This is a genomic window from Streptomyces sp. SCL15-4, from assembly GCF_033366695.1.
Classification (GTDB): Bacteria; Actinomycetota; Actinomycetes; order Streptomycetales; family Streptomycetaceae; genus Streptomyces.
The window spans coordinates 82,042-104,917 of record NZ_JAOBTQ010000001.1; the positions used below are offsets into that span (position 1 = coordinate 82,042).

Consider the following 22,876-nt stretch of genomic DNA (forward strand, 5'->3'; position numbering starts at 1 on the left):
ATCGAGCGTGCCTTGAGAAGTCAACTAGTGACCAGCGATCGGTTGTTCCCGATCCGTTGGATATGAGAAACGGGAGGAACTCTTTGTTCCGCCGATTAATCGCCGTAGTGGTGATGATGGCCGGGCTGGCAACGGCACTCGTCGTTCCAGCCTCCGCCACCGATTTCCCTGCGGCCACCACGCCCTTGGTCTCCTGGAACATGCAGGGGGCCAACAACGGCGCACCGACGGGCAGCAAGTGGACCAACACGGTCGGGCAGTTCGCGTTGCAGGTGCCGATCGTGATGGTTCAGGAGGCCGGCCCGGAGCCTCCTCCGGGCAGCACCGCACAGCCCAGCGAGACCTTCACCACGGTCGACAGCCAGGGCAACACGCATCAGCACACCGTGCTGCACCACACCTGGGTCGTCGACTCCAGTTGGCGCAATCCCATCCCGACCCGTGAGGTCTACTTCCTGCAGACCGACGACGACGCGACCAACCCGCGCCGGATCGGCGGCCGGGTCAACATCGCGCTCGTCCTGAGAGAGGCGCCCGACGAGCTGTTAGTCGTCGGCAACCCGGTCGACGCCGGCCGGAACGCGCTCGGGGCGCGGTTCGGCAACGAGTGGTACTTCACCTTCCATGGCCTGTCCGGCGGTGGCGGTGACTCCGTGCCGATGCTGAGAGCCATCAACGACCGGATCGCGGCCCTCGGGACCCAGAATGGCGTCACCTACCACGTGACGATCGGTGGCGACTTCAACGTCGAGCCGGAGGACCTCTCCGCGCGGGCCAACTTCCCGCAGGGCATGCAGATCCGCAGCTCGGGTAGGGCGACCCACCAGGAAGGGCATGAGCTGGATTACTTCGTCACCACCCACCTGAATCTCGATACCGCGGTCGATGTCCGCTCCGAGGGCGACTCCGACCACCGGCCGGTCCAGTTCGGCCGGCTCAACGCGGCCGGGCCCACTCCGTCTCCCGCCGCCAGCCCGGAGATCGACGAGCTCCGGGTGATGCCGGTCGGTGACGGGATCACGGTCGGTGCGAACAGCGCCGACGAGACCGGCTACCGGGACGGACTGAGCACCCAGGCGCAGGGCATGACCATCGCTGCGTTGTTCGGTGGCGCGCTCAGTCTCATCTTCAAGCGCACGGATTTCGTCGGTGAGCAGAAGAACGGCAAGCGCGGCGACCCCGACCACATGGGGTTCGCGGGCAAGGGAATCGACGACATCAAGGCCCAGACGATCCCCGCGCTGACAACACTGCGGCCGAACATGATGACCCTGATCGCGGGCACGGCCGACCTGACCGGCGGTGCCGACGGCGCCGCGACGGCCGGGAAGATGCGGGGCTTCCTGGACGAGATCTACCGAACCTCGCCGACGACGACCGTCCTGCTCGGCACCCTGCCGCCGTCGACGAACCCGACGTACCAGGCCCGGATCGACGCCTACAACAGCGCGCTCCGCACGATGGCCTACGCCAAGATCCAGGGCGGCGCACGGCTGGTGCTGGTCGACATGGGCGCGGTGACCACGGAGGACATCACCAACGAGATCTACCCGACCGACGTCGGCTACAAGAAGATCGCGGACGCCTTCGCCGCAGGCACTCGGATCGCGCTCCTGCAGCACATGATCAGCGGCCGCTCGTACGTCTGGAAGCCGATTGGCAAGATCCGGGACGCCGCCGCGACCGGCTCGAAGATCGCCTTCCCCGACCTGAACGGCGACGGCAAGGCCGACTTCGCGGTGGTCGGTACGGACGGCAAGGTCACCGGCTGGCGCAACGACGACCCGACCAAGGAAGCGGTCTCACTGGGCGACATCAGCCCGGCTGACCGCGGGAACGACCCGGATGAGGTCTACTTCGCCGACCTGGACGGTGACGGCAAGGACGACTACATCCGGATTCTGCCGCCGGCCGACTCGCCGACCGGCATCGTCGCGATGCGGATGTCGCGCAACACCAGCAGCGGCAACAGCATCAGTTGGGGCACCGCGACGATCGTCGCGAACAACCTCGGCTACCCGCCGCAGATGTACTTCACCGACCTCGACGGTGACCACCGCGACGACCTGATCACGGTGGACCGGATGAGCTTCCCGACCGCCTGGCAGAACAAGGGCAAGGAAATGCCGACTCCGGGCGGCTGGAGCAAGATCTCGGGCTTCGGCACTCCGGGTGAGTCGCCCGCCGCGCAGGTCGCCTTCGCCGACATCACCGGTGACGGCAAGGCCGACACGGTCCGGGTCGAGTTCACCACCGGTGACGTCCGGGCCTGGGAGAACACCGGCTCGCCGTGGAGCGTCACCTCCGGCTGGAAGTCGCTGGGCGTGATCCGCGCCGGCGACCCGTTCCAGGGCACCACCGGGACCTTCGCCGACCTGAACGGCGACGGGATCCAGGACTTCACCCTGACCCGCTCCGGGGCTACGACTACGGCTACGACGGCGAAGACCACCCTCAAGGCGGCCAAGGCGGCCCAGGAGGCCGCAGCGAGTGGTGCCGGTGACATCGAGGGCTGGCTGGTGCCGAGCTACGGCGACGGCAGCCGCACCGACGGCGGTGCCGGTGATCTCGGTGTCAACGGCGGTGTCGGCGACCCTATGGAGTCGCACCCCGGTGGCGACGACGGCGGTACGCGGCCGGCCGCGACCGGCGACTGCCGACCGGACGGTCTGGCGACCACTCCGGGTGTGGCGACGCCGTACTGCAAGATCTATCAGAGCGACAGCCGCGAATGGCTCGGCGAGGGCCGCAGCCGCCGGGTCGTGGGCTACTTCAACGGTGGCCGTACGGGCGCCGACGGCACGCCGCACTACCTCGTGAAGAACATCCCATGGTCGAAGGTGACCCACCTCAACTACGCGTTCGCGTCGGTGGAGAACAACAAGATCAAGGTCGACTCGAACGCCACCCAGAAGGAGTGGCCCGGCGAGGCCGGCGCCGAGATGGATCCCTCGCTGCCCTACAAGGGGCACTTCAACCTGCTGACGAAGTACAAGCGCCTGCACCCGCGGGTGAAGACGCTGATCTCGGTCGGTGGCTGGGCCGGTTCCGGTGGCTTCTACACGATGACCACCAACGCCGACGGCTCGGTCAACCAGGGCGGGATCGACACGTTCTCGAGCTCGGTCGTGGACTTCCTGCGGACCTACGGGTTCGACGGTGTCGACATCGACTTCGAGTACCCCACGGTCCTCGAGGACACCGGCAATCCGGCCGACTGGGCGGTGTCGAACCCGCGCCGCAAGGGCCTGCCCACGACATACTCCGCGCTGATGAAGGCGCTGCGGGACTCGCTGAACCGGGCTTCGGCCGCGGACGGCAAGTACTACCTGCTCACCTCGGCGTCGTCGGCCTCCGGCTACCTGGCCCGCGGAATGGCGAACCAGACCGCGCTGAAGTACCAGGACTTCACCAACCTGATGGCGTACGACTACCACGGCACCTGGAACGACGTCGTGGGCCCGAACGCGGCACTGTTCGACGACGGCAAGGATCCCGAACTGGCCGACCAGTACGCCACCCCGGAGAACGGGAAGATCGGGTACTTCAACACCGACTGGGCGATGAAGTACATGCGCGGCGCGATGCAGGCCGGGCGCGTCAACATCGGTGTGCCCTACTACACGCGCGGCTGGCAGAACGTCACCGGCGGCACCAACGGCCTGTGGGGTACGTCGTCCAAGCCGAACGGCTGCCAGCCGGGTACGGGCATCAAACGGCCGTGCGGTGACGGTGCCTTCGGCATCGACAACATCTGGCACGACGAGACCAGCAACGGCAGCGAGCTCGGCTCCGGGACGAACCCGCTGTGGCACGCCAAGAACCTGGAGAAGAACATCACCCCGGTCTACGCCCCCAGCGTCGGGCTGAAGCCGCACACCGACATCACCGACCGGCGCACGGGCCAGTACACCCGGTACTGGGACGACACCACCAAGACGTCGTGGCTGTGGAACACCGAGAAGAAGGTGTTCCTTTCGACCGAGGACGAGCAGGGCGTCGACGCGGTCACCGATCTGGTCAAGTCGACCGGTGCGGGCGGCGTAATGATGTGGGAACTCGGCGGCGACTACGCCTGCCCGGCCGACGTCCAGCCGGACACCCCGTGCGGGATGGGGTACACGCTGACCACCCGGCTGAACCAGAAGCTGGGCAATGCCACTGCCTACGACAACAATCTGCGCACCGGCAGCAGCGGTGCCGCGCCGACAGTGACGGCCAACGTGAGCGTCGAGTTGGTCAACTACCCGACTTCGACGGCGAACCTGTGGCCTTTGCAGCCGACCGTCCGGATCACCAACAACACCGGGCGCACGCTCGGCGGTGGCAAGGACACGAAGCTGTCGTTCGACATCCCGGCCTCGACGTCATGGCTGGTCAAGGACGGCAACTGGCAAACCGATGCCCAAGGCGGCCAGTGGAAGCTGACACCCGGTACGACGCTCCACCGGATCAGTACGACGCTGGACTACTGCCAGATCATCCCGGCCGGGAAGTCGCTCGACCTGCCGATCATCTACTACCTCCCGATCACCGGTCCGGTGAACACGAGTCTGTCGATCGGCGGTACAGCATACGCGCCGGTGACCGACAACCTCAAGGGACTCGGTTCGGCGACCCCGCCGGCCGGTGGATGCAGCGCGGGGAACTGGGACGCGACCAAGGTCTACTCCCCGGCGAGCCAGCCGATCGAGCAGACCACGGTCAAGTACAACGGCAAGGTCTGGAAGGCCAAGTGGTGGACGCAGGGCAATGCCCCGGGCACCGGGGCCGACGCCGACCACGAGCCCTGGAAGCTGATCGGCGACGCCGGGTAACCGTTACCCCTCGCCGCCTCGTCCCGGCGAGACCGGGACGAGGCGGGCCTGGGCGAGCAAGCCCGCCCCCGATCAGACGCCCTCCTGCCCACCGGCAGTCCCGGCGGCACCCCCGAGAACGCCCTTGACAGTCAACCCCCGAAGGATTTACGACGCAGACCACTTACTGATCATTTCAGAATCAGACGCTTGGCCAGAGAGTTGGGCGCTGCGATGATGCGGACTCGGCCCTGTTCTCGTACAGCTGCAGCGAAGAACATGTAGCGCTGCGTGATTGCCCTGGTGCTCGTTACGGCCAGGGCGGTGCCCGGCCCGCGCGGGCCGCCGGGCGATGCGGCATCGGCCAGAAGGGGACGCCGCGGTTCTCGGTGTGGGCAGTCGGAGCGTTTCGCTCCACGCGCGCGCCGTTGGTGTGCGGCGGTGGAGGGGCGCAGGGTGTGGCCGTGTCGTCAGGCGGTGGAGCCGGCCGTGAGCTGGTTCATGATGTCGGCCAGGTTGTAGTGGGCCCGCTTCTCGATGATCTTCCCGTCCTTGAATGTGAACAGGTTGAACATGGAGAAACGTACATGCGCTCCGCGTGGGCGGATGCCGTAGTAGTCGCCGCCCTGGTCTCCTTCCACCACGACGTAGGCGCCGACCTTGTCGGCTTCGGCGACGGTGTCGAGGACCGTCAGACGGATGTCGGAAAAGGCATCGACGTGCTTCTTCTCCGCGTCGATGAACCCTGCGGTACCGGGCCGGGGGCTGTCGATCTGGGGGTAGAAGACGAAGTCCGGGTGGAACATGCCGGTGAGCGTGTCGTAGTCGCCCTGCTGAAGGGCCTTGTAGAAGCGGTGCACGAGGCCGGCGTTGGTTCCGGTGGACATGTGATCGGGTCCGTCTCTGTCGTTCTGGCACGGCGCAGAGGACGCCGCGAGGGGTTGCTCCCAGGGTCGGGGCTCGGCGTGTGGGGAGCCCCGACCCTGGTGCGAGGTCTCAGTTCCTGAGTGGCGGTCCGGGCTCAGGCGCGCTGCGTCCAGTCCTGGTCCAGGCGGTCGGTCAGGCCCGCGGCGGCGAAGGCTGCCTCCAGCTCGTCGCGGCCCTCGGTGAAGTGGGCCCAGCTGTCGTGGTGGACCGGGACGACACGGCGGGCGTCAAGAATCCGGGTGGCCTCGGCCGCCTGGGCGCTGTCCAGGACGATCAGGTTGCCATCGAAGACCATGGGGAAACGGGGGGCGCCGGCGAACAGGAGGGCGGTGTCGATCGGGGCGAAGCGCTCGGCGATCTCCGTGACCGCGTCGAGCGAGGCGTTGTCGCCGCTGACGTAGACCGTCGGCAGTCCCTCTCCCGTCAGGACGAAGCCGACGACCTGGCCGGCGAAGGGCTCGACCTCCTCACGCGCGCCGGGGCCGTGGATGGCAGGGACCCCGGTCACGCTGATGGTGCCGCCCCCCGGGCGCTCCAGCTTGATCGACTCCCAGTCGGCCAGGCCCTTGGCCTTTGCTCCGAGGCGCTCGCCGCCGCCGGGGGTGGTGAGGGTGAGGGGGACGTCGGCGAGCAGGGCGCGGCCGGAGGTGTCGAGGTTGTCGGCGTGCTCGTCGTGGGAGAGCAGGACCACGTCGATGGGGCCGAGCTCGGCAGGGGTAGTGGCGGAGGGGGCGGTCTTGGTCAGGGTCGGGCCACCGGGCGAGGCGTAGTCGCCGGGGCCGTCGAAGGTCGGGTCGGTCAGGAAGCGCAGACCGCCGTACTCGAACAGGGCGGTCGGACCGCCGAACGTGCGGACCGGGAACTGGCTGGTGTCGAGCTGGGACATCACGTCTCCGTTTCTCACGAAAAAAACCTGCGGTTAACGTGACTTCAGGCTAGGCAGGCATCACGGAAAAATGCAAGCGCTACCATGAGAGGCATGGACGACACCCTGGCCACCGACGTGACACCGACCGCTCTGCCCCCGGCACCGGGTGCCGACCGGTACCGCTCCCTGGACTTCGCCGACACCGCCGCCACCCTGCCCGCCAGCCAGAGCTACGACCTGCTCGCCGCCCCGGAATCCGCCATGCGCTGGCTCGCCGCCCACGACCTGACCACCCCGGACGTGCAGCTGTACGAGGTGTGCGCACAGCGGATGCGCACGCTGCGCGCCCACATCCGCGCCCTGTTCGCCGCCCGCGTCGACACCACCGCCCCGCCCGAGGGATCCCTGCGCGCGGTGAACGAGGCCCTCACGGCCGTGCCCACCGCCCCCCTCCTCGCCTGGGACGGGGCCCGGGGGCTGCGCCGCATCCAGGCGCACCCCACCGACCAGGCCGTCAACCACGCACTGGCGATCCTCGCCGCCGACGCCGCCGACCTGCTCACCGGTCCCGACGCCGAAATCCTCGCCGCCTGCGGATCAGCCCCCTGCGACCGGTTCCTCCTACGCACCCATGGCCGGCGCCACTGGTGCTCCACACGCTGCGGCGACCGTGCCCGCGCCGCCCGCGCCCGGCGCGGCGGTGCCTCGGACTGACGCACCACCCCCCAGATCCTCCTGCGGACCGCCCGGCAGCCACACGAAACACCTCCAGCGGGCTCGGTTGCCGACCGACAGCCGGGCACTCGATCACTGAAGATCACTACTTCGACTCCGCCGCCGCACTGGCGGCGAGTACGTCGAGCAGATTCAGCCCGACCTGTATCCCGGAGCCCCTCTTCAAGGACTGCATCATGCGTATCAACGGGGCCGAGACTCGTCTCCGCTACTGGCGCGATCGACCGCCCGCTGGAGCAGACGCAGACATATGAGGCTGCAGCCCAGGTCGAGCTGGCCTTGGTGGAGATCGGCGCGTCGTTCGTAGCGGGTACGGAGCCGTTTGAACTGGTGGAGCCAGGCGAAAGCGCGCTCGACCACCCAGCGCACCTTACCCAGTCCGGAGCCGTGGGAGACGCCGCGCCGGGCGATCAGGGGCTTGATGCCGCGCTTCCACAGCAGGCGGCGGTACTTGTCGAAGTCGTATCCCCGGTCGGCGTACAGATGCCGGGGTTTGCGGCGGGGGCGTCCCCGCAGGCCCCGGATCGGCGGGACGGCCTCCAGCAGAGGCAGGAGCTGGGTGACGTCGTGCCGGTTGCCACCGGTGAGAGTGACGGCAAGCGGGGTTCCGTGGCGGTCGACGATCAGGTGATGCTTGGAGCCGGGACGGGCCCGGTCGACGGGCGAGGGGCCGACGTGATCCCCCCTTTGAGGGCCCGGACATGCGAGCCGTCCACGGAGCAGTCGTCCAGGCCCAGCAGGCCGGCGCGACGAAGCTCGGTCAACAGGGCGGCATGCAGGCGAGGCCGGACGCCGACCTCGGTCCAGTCCCGCAGCCGACGCCAGGCCGTCACCCCGGAGCAGCCCACCGTCTCGGCCGGGACATCGCGCCACGCGACACCGGTCCGCAGTACGAACAGGATTCCGGCGAGCGCCACACGGTCGGGAACACGCAGCCGTCCGGACCTGGACGGATGCATGATGCGACCGCCGCACGGAACAAAGGCATGCCGTCTGCTTCCAGCAGTTCCCTGACGTTCAGGTTCTCCTGGACGACGGCTACCTCGGGCTTCGCCGCGATCACCCCGCACAGGCGGTGACCCCGCCGAGGAAAGGCAACAAGATCAGCCCGCCCGAGGCCCTTGCAGCCCTACGCCGAGCCCGCCACCGGCACTCCTCCCAACGCATCACCGTTGAACACGCCCTCGCCGACCACAAACGCTGCCGGCTGCTGGGGACTGACCGTCAACCGGCATGAGATCCGGCTCTCCCTCAAACCTGACCCGAGCTGCCGCGACTGCCGAGGTGCGGGCGGTCGGTGGACCAGCGGACCGTTCCCGGAGATGGAGGCGTGCGGCTGCTGGGCCGACCGTCGCACGCTGCGCATCCCGCTCCTGCCCGAGCGCTCCACCGGCGACCCCTGGCCAGACGAACCCCCCTTCTGACCCCGCCCCGGCCGCTGCCGAGCCGGGTGGTGAAGGGGAGCCGGACAGCACGCCCGGCGATCCCAACCACACGAGAGGATCCGCGATGACCTTCGACATCACCCAGTTCGGACACAGCCGCTGGTTCAAGACCCACCCTCAGCGCGTCTACACCCACGGCTCGCTCGAGCCCGTCCTGAGCATCCTCGACGTACGCGGCTTCGAGCTGCGCGACCTTGTCCTGATGGGCTTGAACGACAGCTGCGGAATGCTCCTGCTGCAGACCGAGTCCCGGGCGGAGAATGCCGCCGCGGCCCTGGAGCCCGCTTACGCGACCACGGTCGAGCGCCCCCGCCCCTACTCCGAGGCCGAGGCATGGGCCGTCACCTACACGCGGCGCGCGCTGGACGGCGCCGTGTTGTCCGCGTTCATCGCCAACCTCACCCTGGAGGACGGCCGGCAGGTCATCAAGGACGGCCACTGGGTCCGCTGAAGCCCCTGGCCTGGACACCAGACGGTGCGGTCCTTGCCGGGCTAGCCGGCGTCGCCGACGAGGATCTCCCGCTGCCCGCCCAGCTGGTCGGTGGCGCCGCTGCCTCCCACTGAAGACCTTGGGGTCCTGCTGGAGTGCTACGACGGCACGCCCGTCGACCCTCCCGGCCCCGGCCGTTCACCGGCTGGCCGCGTGAGCCAGCCCCGTCCCGACCGTCCAGGCCGGGACGGGGCCCGCACACCAGGCGGCCGCAGCACCGGCAAAGGCCGGCCGCCCGCCCGCCCCTCACCCCTTCGAGCTCAGGAGACATCCAGCATGCAGCATCGTCCCGCCATCTTCGCCGCCCTTCTCGGACTCACCCGCGCCGGGAGCGCGATCGGAGACTTCTGGGTCCAGTCGGACTTCTGCGCCCGGGTGAAGGGCGTCTCCGACGGCCGCAAGGCGTGCCTGCACCACTGCCTCACCTACACGGCTACGCAGGCGATCGTCGCCGGGCTCGGGGCCCGTGCGCTGGGCGTCCGGGTCCGCCCCGGCGCGGCTGCGGCCGCGCTCGCGCTGTCCTTCGGCACGCACTACATCGCGGACCGCCGAGTGCCGGGCCACGGGGTTCTGGAGAAGCTCGCCAGCAAGACCGGCAAGACCAACTTCTACAAGCTGGCCTCGCACGGGATGAACGGCGCCTTCCACCTCGACAACTCCTGGCACCACGACTGGGAGACCGTCGCCGCGCTCATCGCCACGGCCAAGGCCACCACCCGGTGACCGGCCGGCCCCGGACGCGGCTGGAACGCGTACGCGCCTCGGTCGGGATCGCCTCGCTGGCCTCCAGCAGATCGAGGACGACCTTCGCACCGACGACGTCGACCAGGAGGAGCTCGCCGCGATCCTGCGCGAGCTCATCGAGGACACCGACCCGCCCGGCAGGTTCATGGCGGCCGTGGCGCATCTGCTCACCGCCGCCGCGCGCCGTGCCGAGCAGGCCGAGCCCCACCGCGACGGCGACGCCTCCTGCACGCGGCCACCGCCCTGATCACCGACAACGCCGGGATGTGCCTGATCTGGGCTGCCCGCGCCCTTCATCCGCAGCAGGGAGACTTCTGGTGGCGAGCGCGAAGGCCACGCATGCCCCGGGGGCAGTGCCGGCAGTGTTGGTTCCACGCGTACGCCAGCCGCGAGGCGCACGCCGGGCTTGGTCCGCGTGAGGACTGCCCGGAGTGCGTGGACCACATGGTCAATGGCCACCCCGACCACGTGATCGTCCGCTGACCCCGCTGCGCCACCCCCGCCCACCGACACCGCGGGCACCGCTCCCGGGCTGCCCGCGCCCCTCATCGAGGAGAGATTCGCATGACCGAGCTGATCTGCCCGCCGATGCCGGAGCACAGCCTGGTGGTCCTCATTGGCCCCTCCGGCGCCGGGAAGTCCACGCTCGCCGCCACCTGGCCCGCCCCCGCAGGGCCTGTCCCTGGACTCGGTGCGCGAGACGGTCAGTGACGACTTCTCTGTCAAGTTGCGTGTGTTGAAGATGGCCGTAGGCGGAACCGTGTTGAGGGACTCAGTAGTACGGAGTTGAATCCTCGGCTTGTCAGAGGGGCCCAGTACCGTTCAGGCATGGTCAACGTGGGTGGCGTGTACGGGCTCTGGAAAGTGACTGGGCACGTGCGCGGTGCGCGGTACTGAGCGCGAGGAGTATGCCTCCTCATTGCTCCACGGCAAGCCCATCTCGTGCGGCTGCCTGCGTCGATCGGGCCTCCCCAAGGTTGGTGATGTGATCGGAGAGTGGACGGCTCTGGAGTGGGCCGGGCCCCCGGTGCGTAGTGCCGCATGCAGCGAGCGGCGCGACGGCCTGGTAGAGGCGGCCGCGGTAGCGTTCGAGTCGGTGCCGCCGGTGCGCTCGTTCCCGGTGTATCGGGGTCAGCGCAACAACACCGGGTTGGTGGTCGGCTACGACCGGCGGGCATGTGGGTTTCGAGTCTTGGCTGCTGGAACGCGATCACCTGCGGCCGCTCTGGCCAACCCGGATCTGCCGGCCCGCCTCCAGTCGAATGCCCCGCTGAACGCGGCTGACCCGGCCACCTTCTACGGCGGCGACCACACCGGATACACCGACTACCCCACCCTCGACGCGGCACAGAAGTGACATGGCACCGGCGCGCGACCCGTCGCGCGCCGGTGAGGTGCCACCTGAGGGTGAAGGGACAGGGTAAGTCGATCAAAGTGGTTGGGCTAGGCGTGCCAGGCCGGGGTCGCAGAGGTGTGCATCTCCTGGTGAGTGGCGTTGTCTGCCAGTCCGCGACGAGTAGGCTGATCGTTCGTTATCGGACAGGGAGGCCGGCGTGGACTATGGCGACAAGCTCTTCTGGCTCTCGGTCGTTATTCAACGCAAGTACGCGCAGATCTGCGCCGAGTTCGACCTGACCCCCTCGCAGGCCACGCTGCTCTGCGCAGTCAGGAACGAGCCGCGGCAGATGGCTGACCTCGCCGCGTCGTTGGGTATGACCAAGAACGCATTGAGCCAGTTGGTCGATCGCACCGCGCGGCGCGATTTGGTCGGCCGGGCAAGCTTGGCACAGGACCGGCGGATCGTCATGCTCAGTGCGACGCCCACGGGGAAGGTGCTCGCCGAGGCCGTTTACGCCGAGATCACCAAGCGCCTGCCAGAGATCGCGAGGAACCTCGACGCCGACGACCAGCGCGACTTCGAGCGCGTGGCCACCGCCATCGTGGACACCTCGGACCTCTCTTCGCCCACCTCGAACCAACCCATCACACCGTGAGGTCCCGCTACACCCACCCCTTGCCACAGTTCATGCCGTGAACTAGTTTCGTTCACGGCGTGAACTAATGAAGGGTGGCAGTGATGAGCACACAGAGGACCGGCACGATCGCAGTCTTCGGCGCGACGGGGCAACAGGGCGGGGCGGTGGTCGACGCGCTGCTGGACCACAAGGCGCGGGTGCGGGCTCTGGTCCGCAACCCGCAGTCCGACCGGGCTCAGGCGCTGGCCGCCCGCGGCGTCGAGCTGGCGGCCATCCGGGCCGACGACCCGGCGTCACTGGCCGCCGCGCTGGCGACGGTCGAGGGGTTCTACTTCATGACCCCGGAGGCGAACAGCCTCGAAGAGGTCGAGGCGGAAATCCGCGTCGGTACCGCGCTCGTCGACGCGGCGGCCGAGACGGGCGTCCCACACGTCGTGTTCAACTCGGTCTTCGGAGCAGACTGGGAGTCGGGTGTGCCGCACCACGACTCGAAGCACTGGATCGAGGAGCACCTGAGGAAGTCCGGCCTGAGGGCCACGATGGTTCGCGCGACCGCCTTCATGGAGAACTTCGCGAGCGTTATGGCACCAAGCCTGGAGCATGGGGAGATCGTGCTGAGGCTGCCGCTGCCGGAAGACGTCGCCCTGAAGATGGTCTCGGTCAGGGACATCGGCCGGGTCGCCGCCGCGCTCCTGCTCGACGTCGCGAAGGCGCCCGGCGGAGTCGTCGAGCTCGTCGGCGACGAGCTGACGGGCCCCCAGATCGCCGCGGCGTTCGGCGCGCGCGCCGGGCTTCCGGCACGGTACGAGACCCTCCCGTTGAGCGTGCTTCCCAACGACCTTGACAAGGCGATGTTCCGCCAGTTCGCGAAGGCGGAGGAAAACCCTTCGGACCTCGCGGTGGTGCGCTCGATCGAGCCGGCCACCCTGGACCTGGTCGAGTGGATCCGAGCTACCGGCTGGACCGCGCCCGCAAACGTGGCTGGTTCCTGAGCCTCCGGCCGCAATGAACGCCCCGCGATCGTGCCCACGGTCTCGGCGCTCTGGGCACGGCAACGCATCCGCCAACGGTTGAAGTAGTCACGAAGTTCCCGGGGCGTGCTCGAGGCCGACACCGGCACAATGGTTGTCGAGAGGCCGCCGGTCGACGGCGAGGTAAAGATCCACGTCCAGGAGGCCCCGGGCCGCCAACCAAAAGACCTCACCGACTACGCCCGCGAGGTCGCCGCGCCGGCGTCTGGACCCGTATAGCGGATGGCCGGAACAGGCTTAACCGTGCCGGCCCTCCGCAACGGTGCTGGGCGCGTCTCTGACCGCTGAGGCCTTGTTTCCGTCTGACCAGAGGCGGATCAACTTCATTGACATATGGTCGGCTACCTCAAGACCAGGCGTCCGCTCAGTCGCGGTCGGGTGGCGTCCTGTCCGGCCGCACTGGTCTCGGCGTCGGCAGGCGGTGAACCCCGGCATCTGGGTGGGCAAGTTGTGCACGTAGCAATCGACTTTCCTCCTGGGGCGCCTGGAGCGCTCCGACGAGAGCTTCGACATCGGTTTTGAGCTGGCGGAGTTCGGCAGCATCAGCGGCACGGAGCTCCTTCAGCTTTGTGATCTGCTTGCGAAGCCGCTCGCTGTCGGGGACTCCGCCGCGCTCACGGACTTTGTCGTAGAAGTCGTTCTTCAGGTCGGTGTGCCGCTGGGTAAGCGCGTTGCGGGGAACCTGGGCCTCGGCCGCGAGCGCGACGATTGTCAGCGCACCGTTCGAGTGCTCGGGTGTACCGCTCAGGATGCGGTGTATCGCGGCGCGGATGCGGTCGCGCTCATCGGAGGCGGGGCTCATGGAGTCGGCTCCTCGTGGTCGGTGCGGTCGTATTCGTGGCCTTCGGCCATCTCACGCAACTGCCCGGCACGTCGAGCCAGCCTCTCGGCGAGCGGCCCTGGCAGCGCCTCGGAGACGGACTGCTTCTCCAGGGCTTCCGCTTTGGCCACGAGTCCGGCGGCGTGGCGGTCGGTGCGCGCGCATGACGGCTGGCAGCGGTCCAGCCGTGGCGCGTCGAGCCCGAGCCGTGGCCCGAGACCGGCGAGACCGGGCAGCCGGAGGGCGGGCGGACACCGCACGGCCACCGGCTACGGCCCTGACGGCGCGGGGAACGCAACGACCGAGGAGCACAGAGTGGCCCTGGCTACCTGATACACCCCCGAGGGTGCCCGCCGCGTCAACCCGGCCACCCCCCTCGAACAAGGAATCGACATGTTTCAGAAACTCGGCGCACTCACCAACGGTTTCGCACCTCAGACCGTCGAGTTCCCCAGCGGAGACGGGACCGTCGTGGCCCACCTCTACCTGCCGAAAGACCTCGACGCGTCCAAGCGTTACCCCGCTGTCGCTGTCGGTGGGTCGTTCTCCTCCGTGAAGGAACAGGTGAGTGGGATCTACGCCGGTGAGATGGCCCGCAGAGACGTGATCGGCCTCGCCATCGACTACCGCAACTACGGTGAGAGCAGCGGCGCCATCCGCCAATACGAGGACCTGAAGTCCAAGGCCGCTGACATGTCGGCCGCGCTGCGCTTCCTGGAAGCCCGGTCCGACGTCTCGGGGGCGGGACTCCTGGGCGTGTGCACCTCGGGCACCACCGTCATTGAGGCCGCGGACAACGATCAGAGTATGCGTTCCGTAGCAGCCGTCGCCGGCATGTACATGGAGCCGGGGCTGATCTCGCACGGGGACCGCCGCCGCAACGAAGCCGGTGATCATGGCCTCTACCACGGGCGGCATGCCTGGCGGCGAGGTTCGGAGGGAGATCACTGAGCGCCTGCGGGCGCCGATAAGATCCTCGGCTACAACTTCAGCCCCCCCCCCCCCGCTTCCGCGACCTGGACGACCAGCGGCTCTGGCGGGCCACCATGCCCGGCGTCGAGACCGGCACCTACGGCCCGGTGGAGGACCTGGCCCGCCACCGGGTCAACCTGAACAAGAGGAGGTGGTCAGATCGGCGAATGCCTGGGACGCTCCCGCGGCGGATTCACCACCAAAATCCACCTCGTCGCCGACGGCCGATGCCGGCCACTCGCCTTCGTCCTGACACCAGGACACTACGGTGACGGCCCCCCAGGCCAAGCATGTGCTGGAGCAGATCTCCGTGCCCCGGACCGGAGTCGGACGGCCCCGCACCCGGCCCGACCGTGTGCTGGCCGACAAGGCCCACACGTCCCGCAGCAACCGCCGCTACCTGCGGCGACACGGAATCCGGCACACCATCCCCGAACGACTCGACCAGCAAAGACACCGGCAGAACCGAGGATCCCGAGGCGGCCGGCCCACCGGATTCGACCGCGAGCACTACAGGAAGCGCAACACCGTCGAACGCGCTATCAACCGCCTCAAGGGCTTCCGCGCCGTCGCCACACGCTACGAGAAACGAACGCGCCTACATCTACCTCGGAACCGTCGCCCTCGCAGCCCTCATGATCTGGCTCCGCACATGATCCCGGAAACAACGCCTAGTAGGAGCCGATCACTGTGGGGTAGTCCGTGTATCCCTCCGCGCCACCCGCGAAGTGCGTGTCGCGGTTGTCGGCGGCGAGAGGGTGGCCGTGGGTGAATCGATCGACGAGGTCTGGATTGGCGATGAAGGGGGCGCCGAAGGAAACCGCGTCGGCCAGTTGCCGTTCGAGCAGCGCGTTGGCGCGCGCTTGCGTGAAGCCGAGGTTGGCGATGACGGCGCCGTGGTAGTGGGCGCGGTAGCGGGTGAATGCGGTGAAGGTGTCGGTTCCTGTGTCGGGTTCCGGGCCGAGGAGGTGGAGGTAGGCCAGGTTGCTGTCGTTGAGGCGCTTGAGGAGCTGGTCGTACTCGTCCAGCGTCTCGGCGTCCGCGGTGAAGGCAGGTCCGTGATTCCAGTAGGGCGAGAGTTTGATTCCGATGCGGTCGCTGTCCCACACGCTGGCGACGGCGTCCACGATGTCGAGGAGGAACTGGGCCCGCTTTTCACTGGTGCCGCCGTAGGCGTCGGTGCGCTGGTTGAGCCGTGGGTTGAGGAACTGGGCCACGAGGTGGGACACCTGTGCGTGGATCTCCAGGCCGTCGAATCCGGCGCGCAGGGCGTTGGCGGCTGCCTGCCGGTAGGTGCCGATCGTGGTGGCGATCTCTGCGGCGCTCATGGCGCGTGGGGTGAGGGAGTCCTTCGGGCCGTCGGGGGTGAAGGACATCTCGTGGGGATTGACCGCTGAAGGGCCGGCGGGGAGCCTGCCGCCGTGGTGATCCGGGTGGGAGGCGGCGCCGGCGTGGCCGAGTTGCGAGACGATCCTGCCTCCCGCGGAGTGCACAGCCTCGGTGACCTTGGCCCAGCCGGCGGTCTGGGCGTCGGTGTAGATGCCCGGGACGTTGATGAAGCCGATCGCGTCCGTGCTGACCCAGGTCCCTTCGCTGATGATCAGGCCGGCGCCGGCGCGCTGCGTGTAGTAGGTGGCGTGCAGGGCGGTGGGGGCCAGTTCCTCGTTGTCGGCTCGGGAGCGCGTCATGGGAGCCATGACGACGCGGTTGGGCAGCTTGAGCGCGCCCAGTTGAACAGGCTGCAGGAGGGGCTGGGTGCCGGGTACTGAGGTCAGGTCGGACATGAACATCTCTTTCGTGAGGGGAGGCGCTCCGCGCGGACACGAGGAGCACGAGCGGGTTGGTGGGATCAGTCCTGCTTGAGGGCGTGAAGGGCGGACAGGGGACCGCCGAGCTGGATGAGGCGTCCTCCCTCGCGCAGCGTTCCGAGGTCGACGGGGGCGAAGCCGAACTCGAAGGTCAGGTCTCTCACGGTGTTCTTGGCATCGGCGTCGTCGCCGGCGAGGAACAGCACCTGACGCCCCGCCTCGTGGCGGGGATCGGCTGCGATGAACTGCCCGTAGAGGGCGTTGAATGCCTTGACCACGCGTGCGCCGGGAAGCAGGGAGGCCACGTATTCGCTGCCGGTGAGGTCGCCCAGGTCGGCGATCTCCGGTTTTGGGGAAAGGGAGGCGAACTGGTTGGTGGCGTCGATGACGATGGTGTTGTCCAGGCTGGGGAGCCCGGCGACGGCGTCAGGGATCCGCGGCCAGGGGACGGCGAGCACGACGAGGTCCGCGGCGGCGGCCTCCGCAGGAGGCGCGGCTGCTGCGAGCGCGCCGAGGTCTTTGACCAGCGGGGCCAGGGAGGCAGGTCCTCGGCTGTTGCTGAGCACGACCTCGTGGCCGTGACGGATCGCGTGCCGGGCGATGGCCTGGGCGACTGCGCCGGCTCCAAGCATTCCGATCTTCATCAGGCGGCCCCGTGTCCGGAGTCGGCCGTCCGCGGTGTGGTGAGCAGGACGGTGCCACTCTTGGCCGGGCGGCGGGCGTGCTCGATGGCCGCCTTGAAGTCGGCGAGGTCGTAGCTGGCCGCGACGTCAAGCAGGTCCGGCGTGTTCTGCGCCAGGTCCTTGGCGAAGGCGACATCCTCAGCCCGGTCCTTGGGGGCGCGGCTCATCCAGCGCAGTATCGACACTCCCCGCACCGTCAGCTCCCGCGCCACGAGAGGCAGCGCCTCCAACGATGTCGTGCCGGAACTCAGATGTCCGTAGGAGATCAGAGTGCCCCCGTCGGCGAGCAGTTCGGCGAGGTCCTGGGTCATGGAACCGCCGACACAGTCGAGGACCACCTGGACGCCCCGCTCGCCGGCATGGCGGCGGACTTGTTCCTGCCAGTCGTCGTCGCATGTCGCGATCGTGGGCTGGGAGGGGTACAACGTCCGCATCTTCTCTGCACCGGAGGTGCTGCGCACGAGGTTGATCAACTGCAGGTCGTGCCGGACCGCGGCTGCGCTGACCAACCTGCCGATGGACGAGCCGGCGGCGGTCTGCAGAACCGGACCCGTGTGCCCGCGCAGGGCCTTCTCCATCGCGCGGTAGAGCATGCACAGCGTCAGCGGGTTGACCAGCATCAGGGCTGCAGTCTCGTCACTGACCCCGTCCGGCACCGGCACTGCCAGATCGGCTGGGACCACGACGAAGTCGCTCCACGTTCCCGGGGCCGGGAAAACCGCCACCCGCTGACCTGGGCGCAGTGTGCGGACGTCCGCTCCGACGCTCTCGACGACGCCCATCCCCTCCACTCCGGGAGTCCGGGTCCCCGACTGCTGCTCGGGCTGCCCCGGCAGACCCTCCACACCGATCAGGTCCCCCGGATGGATGGGCCGGACCAGCATGCGGACCAGAACCTCTCCGCTGCCGGGAGTCGGCCGGCGGGCCTCCTTCCTCAGCGTCAGTACCTGGGTGGCTTCCCCTTGCCGCGTGTACTCCACGGTGCGCATAGGCGCCTCCACTCACTTTTTAATGTTGATCATCATTAAAAAGAATGATGAGGGGTAACATCGAAAACGTCAAGCACTGCCGAGACAGGAGGGCGGCCATGCCGCGGATCACCAGGGAAGACAAGGCCAGGAACCGGCAGAACATCGTCGAGGCGGCCGGGCGCATGTTCCGCTCGAAGGGCGTCGATGCCGTAGGCATCGCCGAGCTGATGAAGGAAGCGGGCCTGACCCACGGCGGCTTCTACAACCACTTCGCGTCCAAGGACGATCTGGCCGCCGAGGCGTGCGGCGCCTCGTTCAAAGCCTCTCTGGGCTCCCTGGAGCAGCTCCTTGAGGAAGGCGCCGGTCTCACCGGCCCACCGCTGAAGCGAGTGGTGGACAACTATCTTTCGGCCGCCCACCGCGATGCCCCGGACGGCGGCTGTCCCTCCGCCTCCCTGGTCATCGACGCCGGACGGCACAGCGACACGATCCAGAGCGTCTACGCGGCCGGCGTGGAGGGGTACCTCACCGGCTTCGCCGAGGAGTTCGCCCGCGAGCACGAAGGGGAGATCACCTCACAGGAGGCGCGGGAGCGCGCGGTGCTGCTGCTCAGCCGACTCGTAGGGGCGATGGCCCTCGCCCGCGCCGTGAGCCACGTCCAGCCCGAACTGTCCGACGAGATTCTGCGGACCTGCCGCGCCCACCCTCTCGACTGACCGGCTTCGCACCCGCCGGCCCTGCGTCGTCCCGTCCGGCGGCGAGCCGCACGGTCACGGCAGCTTGCCAAGACTTCGTTCTCCTGGCACCACCCGAGCTGACGGCGGGCGGATGGATCAAGCTGCGCCGCCCTGTCGTCAAACGATGGCGGACAGGTATCGCGGGTGAAGGCGCCGCGGTCTTTGGCATTGCGCGGCAGTGTGGAAATTCCGGCTTCGGGTCAGGCCGGCGGGTTGGGGGCGTATCTGGCGAGCATGGTCTGGACAGCCTCTTCGACGGCGTTGTGGATGTCGGAGGCTGCGGGGTTCCAGCCGGTCAGAAGCATGCGGGGCCACAGGACGTAGTTAGCGATCATGCCGAGGAACTGGTTCGCGGCGCTCTCAGTGTCGGGCACATCGGCGTTGCCCGCCTCATGCTCGGATTCCAAGTAGTGCTGGACGGAGGCGAAGTAGGGCAGTTTGCCGAGCTGGAACTGCATCCGTCCCAGCTCGGGGAAACGAGGCAGTTCGGCGATGACGATCCGGAACAGGCCTGTCATGCGGGGCTGGCCGATCAGGTCGGCGTAGCGGTGGCCGATGACTGTCAGCCCGGAGCGCAGATCTCCCGCCTGCGGCCGCGCGGCGGTATCGCCGGCGTCGCGCTGCCAGGACTCGGTGACGATGGCCTCGAAGAGGGCCGCCTTGGTGGGGAACTGCTTGAACAGGGTGGACTTCGAGACCCCGGCCGCTTCGGCGATCCGGGCGAGGGAGGTGCCGTCGTAGCCACGGTCCAAGAACAGTTCTGTGGCCGCGGAGGTGATCGCCTCGCGCTTCTGCTGGGCGAGCCTGCGGTGATGTGCGGTGAGTTCTGCTGCCATGCGGAGAGTATGCCGCAGCCCCGAGGCGAGTCACTTGACTCGCCTCGGGGGCACGCTTACGGTGCAGCAGTAAGGCGAGTCGAGTGACTCGCATCTGAGCTGTGGCACCTGGGCACATCCTGGTTGTCGCACGGTGGAGGAAGTTCATGACAGTTGACAAGATCGCTTTGGTGACCGGTGCGAATCGCGGCCTCGGGCGCAGCGCGGCCATCGCCCTGGCCACACGCGGGGTGCGGGTCGTGGTCACCCACCGCGGTGATGCGGCCGGGGCTGAGAAGACGGTGGAACAGGTGCGGGCCGTGGGTGGGACGGCCGCTGCTCTCCGGCTCGACATCAGCGACGTCTCCTCCTTCGCGTCCTTCACCTCCGAACTGGGCGCGCAGCTGGAGCGCTGGGGGACTTCGCGGCTCGACATCCTGGTCAACAACGCGGGAGTGGGAGTCTTCGGGCCGCTGGAGACTGTCACGATCGACGACTTCGACACGGTGATGGGCACCAACGTCCGGGGCACGTTCTTCCTCATCCAGTCGCTCGTGCCGCTGCTGGCCCAGGGCGGCCAGGTCATTAACGTCTCGACGTCACTGACCCGCCACACCAGCCCCGCCACCTCGGTCTACTCCGCCTCGAAGGCCGCCGTCGAAGCTCTGAGCCGCACCCTCGCCGCGGAACTCGGACCTCGCGGCATCCGGGTCAACTCCATCGCCCCGGGGCCGACCGCCACCGACTTCAACGGCGGAGCGATGCGGGACGACGCCGGAATGCGCCAGGTTCTGGCCGGGCAGACCGCGCTCGGCCGCGTCGGCGAACCTGAGGAGATCGGCGACGCCATTGCCACGCTGGCCTCCGAGGGACTGCGCTGGGTCACCGCCCAGCGCATCGAGGTCTCCGGCGGCGCCCTCCTGTGACGCCGGGCGACGGCCGGTAGGGAAGCAGGCAGTGACGGCCCCAACTCACTCCGAGCCGACCGACTCGTCCTCACCCTCGTCCAGCTCGGGCGCGTTCGGGTCGCGCAGTGGGCGCAGGGCGCCTGCGGCTGGGGTGCTGGCGGTGAAGCTGTATCGGCGAAGCGGGTTCAGGTTGCGTTGCTTGAGCGGGGAGAGCCGGGCGATGTCCTCCTCGCGGAGTCCGTGGCCCTCAGCCTGGAGCTGGGTGACGACGGCGTCGATGTAGCGCGTCGTCCAGAGCACGATGGCGTTGAGGACCAGGCCGAGGGCGCCGAGCTGGTCCTCCATGCCGTCGCGGTATGCCTGGTGGATGGTGCCGCGCTTGCCGTGGCACACGTCGCGGGCGAGCTTGTGGCGGGACTCCTGGACGGTGAGCTGGCGGTTCATCTGGCGTCGGTAGGTGTCGTCCACCGGGTCGACCACGCGTAGCAGGTGCTCGGTCTTGGCGATCCGCCCGTACTCTCGGCGAACGCCGACCCGAGCGGGGTGGGGCGGCCGTCGCGTCCGAGCATGCGCAGCAGGTCGTAGGCGCGGACCTGGTCGGTGACCAGTGAGCCGGCGACCTTCAGCATGTCGGGCCAGTGCGTGATCACCTTGTTCAGGTTGATCCGGTTGCGGGCCAGGTCCTCCACCGGGCCGTAGGTGCCGGTCTCGACGCCGGGCATGGTGGCCCGCCAGAACCGCTGGTCGTCCAGGTCGCGGAAGCGGGGGCTGAAGTTGTAGCCGAGGATCTTGAACAGGCCGAACACCATGTCGGAGTACGAGGCGTTGTCGGTCGCCACCATCTCCGGCTTCACCCCGCCGTCGAGGTTCAACAGGGCGTCCAGGATGTGCAGGGAGTCGCGCGGCGTGCCGGGCACGACCATCTGCCCGATACCCGCGACCTGGTCGTTTACGGCGTTGAGCCAGGTGATGCCCCGCTTGAACCCGAAGTACCTCGGCGACGGGGCGGCGTTGATCGTGCGGACGGGGACGACGAAGCGCAGCCCGTCCGCGGAGGCGAGCAGCCCCTCTCCCCAGAACTGCACGATCGGGATGTCGGCCTGGGCAGCGATGAGAGCGGCGTTCGCCGCGGCGATGGTGTCGGCGCGCAGGTAGTACTGGTCGACGTGCACGAGGCGGGCCCGGGTCAGCGCCTCGTAGCCGGGGTTGACCACCGGGGCCAGGCCGATGTTGCACGCCTCGGAGACCAGCAGCGCGACCATGGAGGTCGGCAGGTCCTTCATCCGGGTCGTGCCGTCGCCGAGGTGCACGAAGGCGTCGAGGAACCCGGTGGAAGTGCTCGGCCGTCCGCGCGGAATCATCGCGATAACCGCGCGCCACGCCGCCATCCCCCTATCCACAGCTCTCCAGTGACCGCTTCGTGGCCGCGGTGGGAAACCGGCCAGACTCATGCGGAGCCCACCCCCCGTAGGGCTGGTGCTCGTTTCCGGTGTGGATCAACCACACCAGTTGTGAAGGAGATCTATGCCCACCGGCAGTCCCGGCGGCACCCCCGAGAACGCCCTTGACACCGCCTGCCGGACCACCTCGCCACCTGACCACGAACACCGACGCCCAGCCTCGAAGTCAACCCCCGAAGGATTTACGACGCAGACCACTTACGGCGCCCAGGTACGCGCCGAACAGCCCGCCCAGAGCCGTGTCACCACCCGTCAGCCAAGCGGCCAACACCGGCAAGAACACGACACCCTCCGCCGCTCCCTGGACGGATGGACCGGGTGCTCCCCAACAGGTGCCGACCACCGACGTTGCCGCGGTCCCGCAGGGCCTCGCGCCCAGCGGCGAGGAGTGGCTGGAGCGGACCCCAGGTATCGGTGGCAAGCGGCCATCCGCCCTCTCAACGTCCACAGCACCCGCGGCGCCCGCTGGCCATGCGGCACACGCCCGCGGGGCGGCGCGGGATCGAGGGCGCCGTCCGGCAGCCCGGCAGCACGTCTTGCAGGTGCCGCAGGCGTGCGGAGGAGGGACCTGCCGGGCGGGGGTCTCCCCCTCTACTGGACATCCTGCATCCCCCTGGCCCACACGCCCGACCCGCGCACTTCATGCCGGCGGCCACGACGGCCAAGCGCACCGGGGCGAGCATGCCGGGC

Annotated in this window: 19 protein-coding genes and 4 pseudogenes; 12 read left to right on the plus strand and 11 right to left on the minus strand. The window is 68.6% G+C overall.

The features are described from left to right. Positions 1 to 200 precede the first annotated feature (200 nt). The gene (locus SCK26_RS00420; protein WP_318199199.1) at positions 201 to 4,817 is read left to right on the plus strand and encodes a glycosyl hydrolase family 18 protein; all 4,617 of its coding nucleotides are present in this window, start codon (positions 201 to 203) and stop codon (positions 4,815 to 4,817) included. A gap of 449 nt (positions 4,818 to 5,266) precedes the next feature. Here the strand turns inward: SCK26_RS00420 and SCK26_RS00425 are convergent, their stop codons facing one another. Then, positions 5,267 to 5,683 (minus strand): ester cyclase, encoded by a 417-nt coding sequence (locus tag SCK26_RS00425; protein ID WP_318199200.1) that lies wholly within the window; start codon positions 5,681 to 5,683, stop codon positions 5,267 to 5,269. Positions 5,684 to 5,817: 134 nt separating this feature from the next. After that, complete coding sequence (locus SCK26_RS00430; protein WP_318199201.1) at positions 5,818 to 6,609, minus strand: MBL fold metallo-hydrolase; 792 nt, start codon at positions 6,607 to 6,609, stop codon at positions 5,818 to 5,820. A gap of 93 nt (positions 6,610 to 6,702) precedes the next feature. On the opposite strand from SCK26_RS00430, the gene SCK26_RS00435 reads away from it, so the two are divergent. Beyond that, positions 6,703 to 7,305 carry an ABATE domain-containing protein gene (locus SCK26_RS00435; protein WP_318199202.1) on the plus strand — a complete coding sequence of 201 codons (603 nt, stop codon included), beginning with the start codon at positions 6,703 to 6,705 and terminating at the stop codon, positions 7,303 to 7,305. Between the two features lie 204 nt (positions 7,306 to 7,509). On the opposite strand, the pseudogene SCK26_RS00440 reads toward SCK26_RS00435, so the two are convergent. Beyond that, positions 7,510 to 8,267 (minus strand): annotated as a pseudogene (locus SCK26_RS00440) (IS5 family transposase); the annotation flags it as partial. A gap of 568 nt (positions 8,268 to 8,835) precedes the next feature. Between SCK26_RS00440 and SCK26_RS00450 the strand changes: the two are divergent. Both SCK26_RS00450 and SCK26_RS00455 read left to right on the plus strand, forming a co-directional pair. Next, positions 8,836 to 9,222, plus strand: coding sequence for a hypothetical protein (locus tag SCK26_RS00450; RefSeq protein WP_318199203.1), 387 nt, complete (start codon positions 8,836 to 8,838; stop codon positions 9,220 to 9,222). 315 nt (positions 9,223 to 9,537) lie between these two features. Continuing rightward, positions 9,538 to 9,984 carry a hypothetical protein gene (locus SCK26_RS00455; protein ID WP_318199204.1) on the plus strand — a complete coding sequence of 149 codons (447 nt, stop codon included), beginning with the start codon at positions 9,538 to 9,540 and terminating at the stop codon, positions 9,982 to 9,984. On the opposite strand, the gene SCK26_RS00460 is transcribed toward SCK26_RS00455, so the two are convergent. Next, positions 9,953 to 10,213 (minus strand): hypothetical protein, encoded by a 261-nt coding sequence (locus SCK26_RS00460; RefSeq protein ID WP_318199205.1) that lies wholly within the window; start codon positions 10,211 to 10,213, stop codon positions 9,953 to 9,955. The two genes, SCK26_RS00455 and SCK26_RS00460, sit on opposite strands and share 32 nt — an antisense overlap. Before the next feature lie 131 nt (positions 10,214 to 10,344). Here SCK26_RS00460 and SCK26_RS00465 point away from each other — a divergent pair, with 131 nt between their 5' ends. The 4 genes and pseudogenes from SCK26_RS00465 (at position 10,345) to SCK26_RS00485 (ending at position 12,973) form a co-directional block, all read left to right on the plus strand. Next, complete coding sequence (locus SCK26_RS00465) at positions 10,345 to 10,488, plus strand: pRL2-8 (RefSeq protein WP_318199206.1); 144 nt, start codon at positions 10,345 to 10,347, stop codon at positions 10,486 to 10,488. 733 nt (positions 10,489 to 11,221) lie between these two features. Further along, positions 11,222 to 11,362 (plus strand): annotated as a pseudogene (locus SCK26_RS00475) (alkene reductase); the annotation flags it as partial. A 196-nt stretch (positions 11,363 to 11,558) separates the two neighbouring features. Next, the gene (locus SCK26_RS00480) at positions 11,559 to 11,999 is read left to right on the plus strand and encodes a MarR family winged helix-turn-helix transcriptional regulator (RefSeq protein ID WP_318199207.1); all 441 of its coding nucleotides are present in this window, start codon (positions 11,559 to 11,561) and stop codon (positions 11,997 to 11,999) included. 83 nt (positions 12,000 to 12,082) lie between these two features. Beyond that, complete coding sequence (locus tag SCK26_RS00485; protein ID WP_318199208.1) at positions 12,083 to 12,973, plus strand: NmrA/HSCARG family protein; 891 nt, start codon at positions 12,083 to 12,085, stop codon at positions 12,971 to 12,973. A gap of 403 nt (positions 12,974 to 13,376) precedes the next feature. Here SCK26_RS00485 and SCK26_RS00490 read toward each other — a convergent pair whose 3' ends face one another. Together SCK26_RS00490 and SCK26_RS00495 are read right to left on the minus strand one after the other, a co-directional pair. After that, positions 13,377 to 13,814 (minus strand): hypothetical protein, encoded by a 438-nt coding sequence (locus tag SCK26_RS00490; protein WP_318199209.1) that lies wholly within the window; start codon positions 13,812 to 13,814, stop codon positions 13,377 to 13,379. After that, on the minus strand, positions 13,811 to 14,092 hold the full coding sequence (locus tag SCK26_RS00495) for a hypothetical protein (protein WP_318199210.1): 282 nt from the start codon (positions 14,090 to 14,092) through the stop codon (positions 13,811 to 13,813). Before SCK26_RS00495 ends, SCK26_RS00490 begins: the two co-directional genes overlap by 4 nt. A 133-nt stretch (positions 14,093 to 14,225) precedes the next feature. Between SCK26_RS00495 and SCK26_RS00500 the strand changes: the two genes are divergently transcribed. Both SCK26_RS00500 and SCK26_RS00505 read left to right on the plus strand, forming a co-directional pair. Continuing rightward, positions 14,226 to 14,783: an alpha/beta hydrolase gene (locus SCK26_RS00500; RefSeq protein ID WP_318199211.1), complete on the plus strand. Its 558-nt coding sequence runs from the start codon at positions 14,226 to 14,228 to the stop codon at positions 14,781 to 14,783. Positions 14,784 to 14,969: 186 nt separating this feature from the next. After that, positions 14,970 to 15,460: pseudogene (locus tag SCK26_RS00505) on the plus strand (IS5 family transposase); the annotation flags it as partial. 15 nt (positions 15,461 to 15,475) lie between these two features. Here the strand turns inward: SCK26_RS00505 and SCK26_RS00510 are convergent. The 3 genes from SCK26_RS00510 to SCK26_RS00520 form a co-directional block, all read right to left on the minus strand. After that, positions 15,476 to 16,588: an alkene reductase gene (locus SCK26_RS00510; RefSeq protein WP_318199212.1), complete on the minus strand. Its 1,113-nt coding sequence runs from the start codon at positions 16,586 to 16,588 to the stop codon at positions 15,476 to 15,478. Between the two features lie 65 nt (positions 16,589 to 16,653). Then, the gene (locus SCK26_RS00515) at positions 16,654 to 17,256 is read right to left on the minus strand and encodes an NADPH-dependent F420 reductase (protein ID WP_318199213.1); all 603 of its coding nucleotides are present in this window, start codon (positions 17,254 to 17,256) and stop codon (positions 16,654 to 16,656) included. Then, positions 17,256 to 18,284 (minus strand): zinc-binding dehydrogenase, encoded by a 1,029-nt coding sequence (locus tag SCK26_RS00520; RefSeq protein WP_318199214.1) that lies wholly within the window; start codon positions 18,282 to 18,284, stop codon positions 17,256 to 17,258. The genes SCK26_RS00515 and SCK26_RS00520 overlap by 1 nt, the downstream gene beginning before the upstream one ends. Before the next feature lie 98 nt (positions 18,285 to 18,382). Between SCK26_RS00520 and SCK26_RS00525 the strand changes: the two genes are divergently transcribed. Further along, entirely contained in the window at positions 18,383 to 18,982 is a 600-nt protein-coding gene (locus tag SCK26_RS00525) for a TetR/AcrR family transcriptional regulator (RefSeq protein ID WP_318199215.1), read from the plus strand. Positions 18,983 to 19,203: 221 nt separating this feature from the next. Here the strand turns inward: SCK26_RS00525 and SCK26_RS00530 are convergent, their stop codons facing one another. Continuing rightward, positions 19,204 to 19,839, minus strand: coding sequence for a TetR/AcrR family transcriptional regulator (locus tag SCK26_RS00530; RefSeq protein ID WP_318199216.1), 636 nt, complete (start codon positions 19,837 to 19,839; stop codon positions 19,204 to 19,206). 146 nt (positions 19,840 to 19,985) lie between these two features. On the opposite strand from SCK26_RS00530, the gene SCK26_RS00535 reads away from it, so the two are divergent. Beyond that, positions 19,986 to 20,744 (plus strand): SDR family NAD(P)-dependent oxidoreductase, encoded by a 759-nt coding sequence (locus SCK26_RS00535; RefSeq protein WP_318199217.1) that lies wholly within the window; start codon positions 19,986 to 19,988, stop codon positions 20,742 to 20,744. A 45-nt stretch (positions 20,745 to 20,789) separates the two neighbouring features. Here the strand turns inward: SCK26_RS00535 and SCK26_RS00540 are convergent. After that, positions 20,790 to 22,102: pseudogene (locus SCK26_RS00540) on the minus strand (transposase); the annotation flags it as partial. Positions 22,103 to 22,876: the final 774 nt, after the last annotated feature.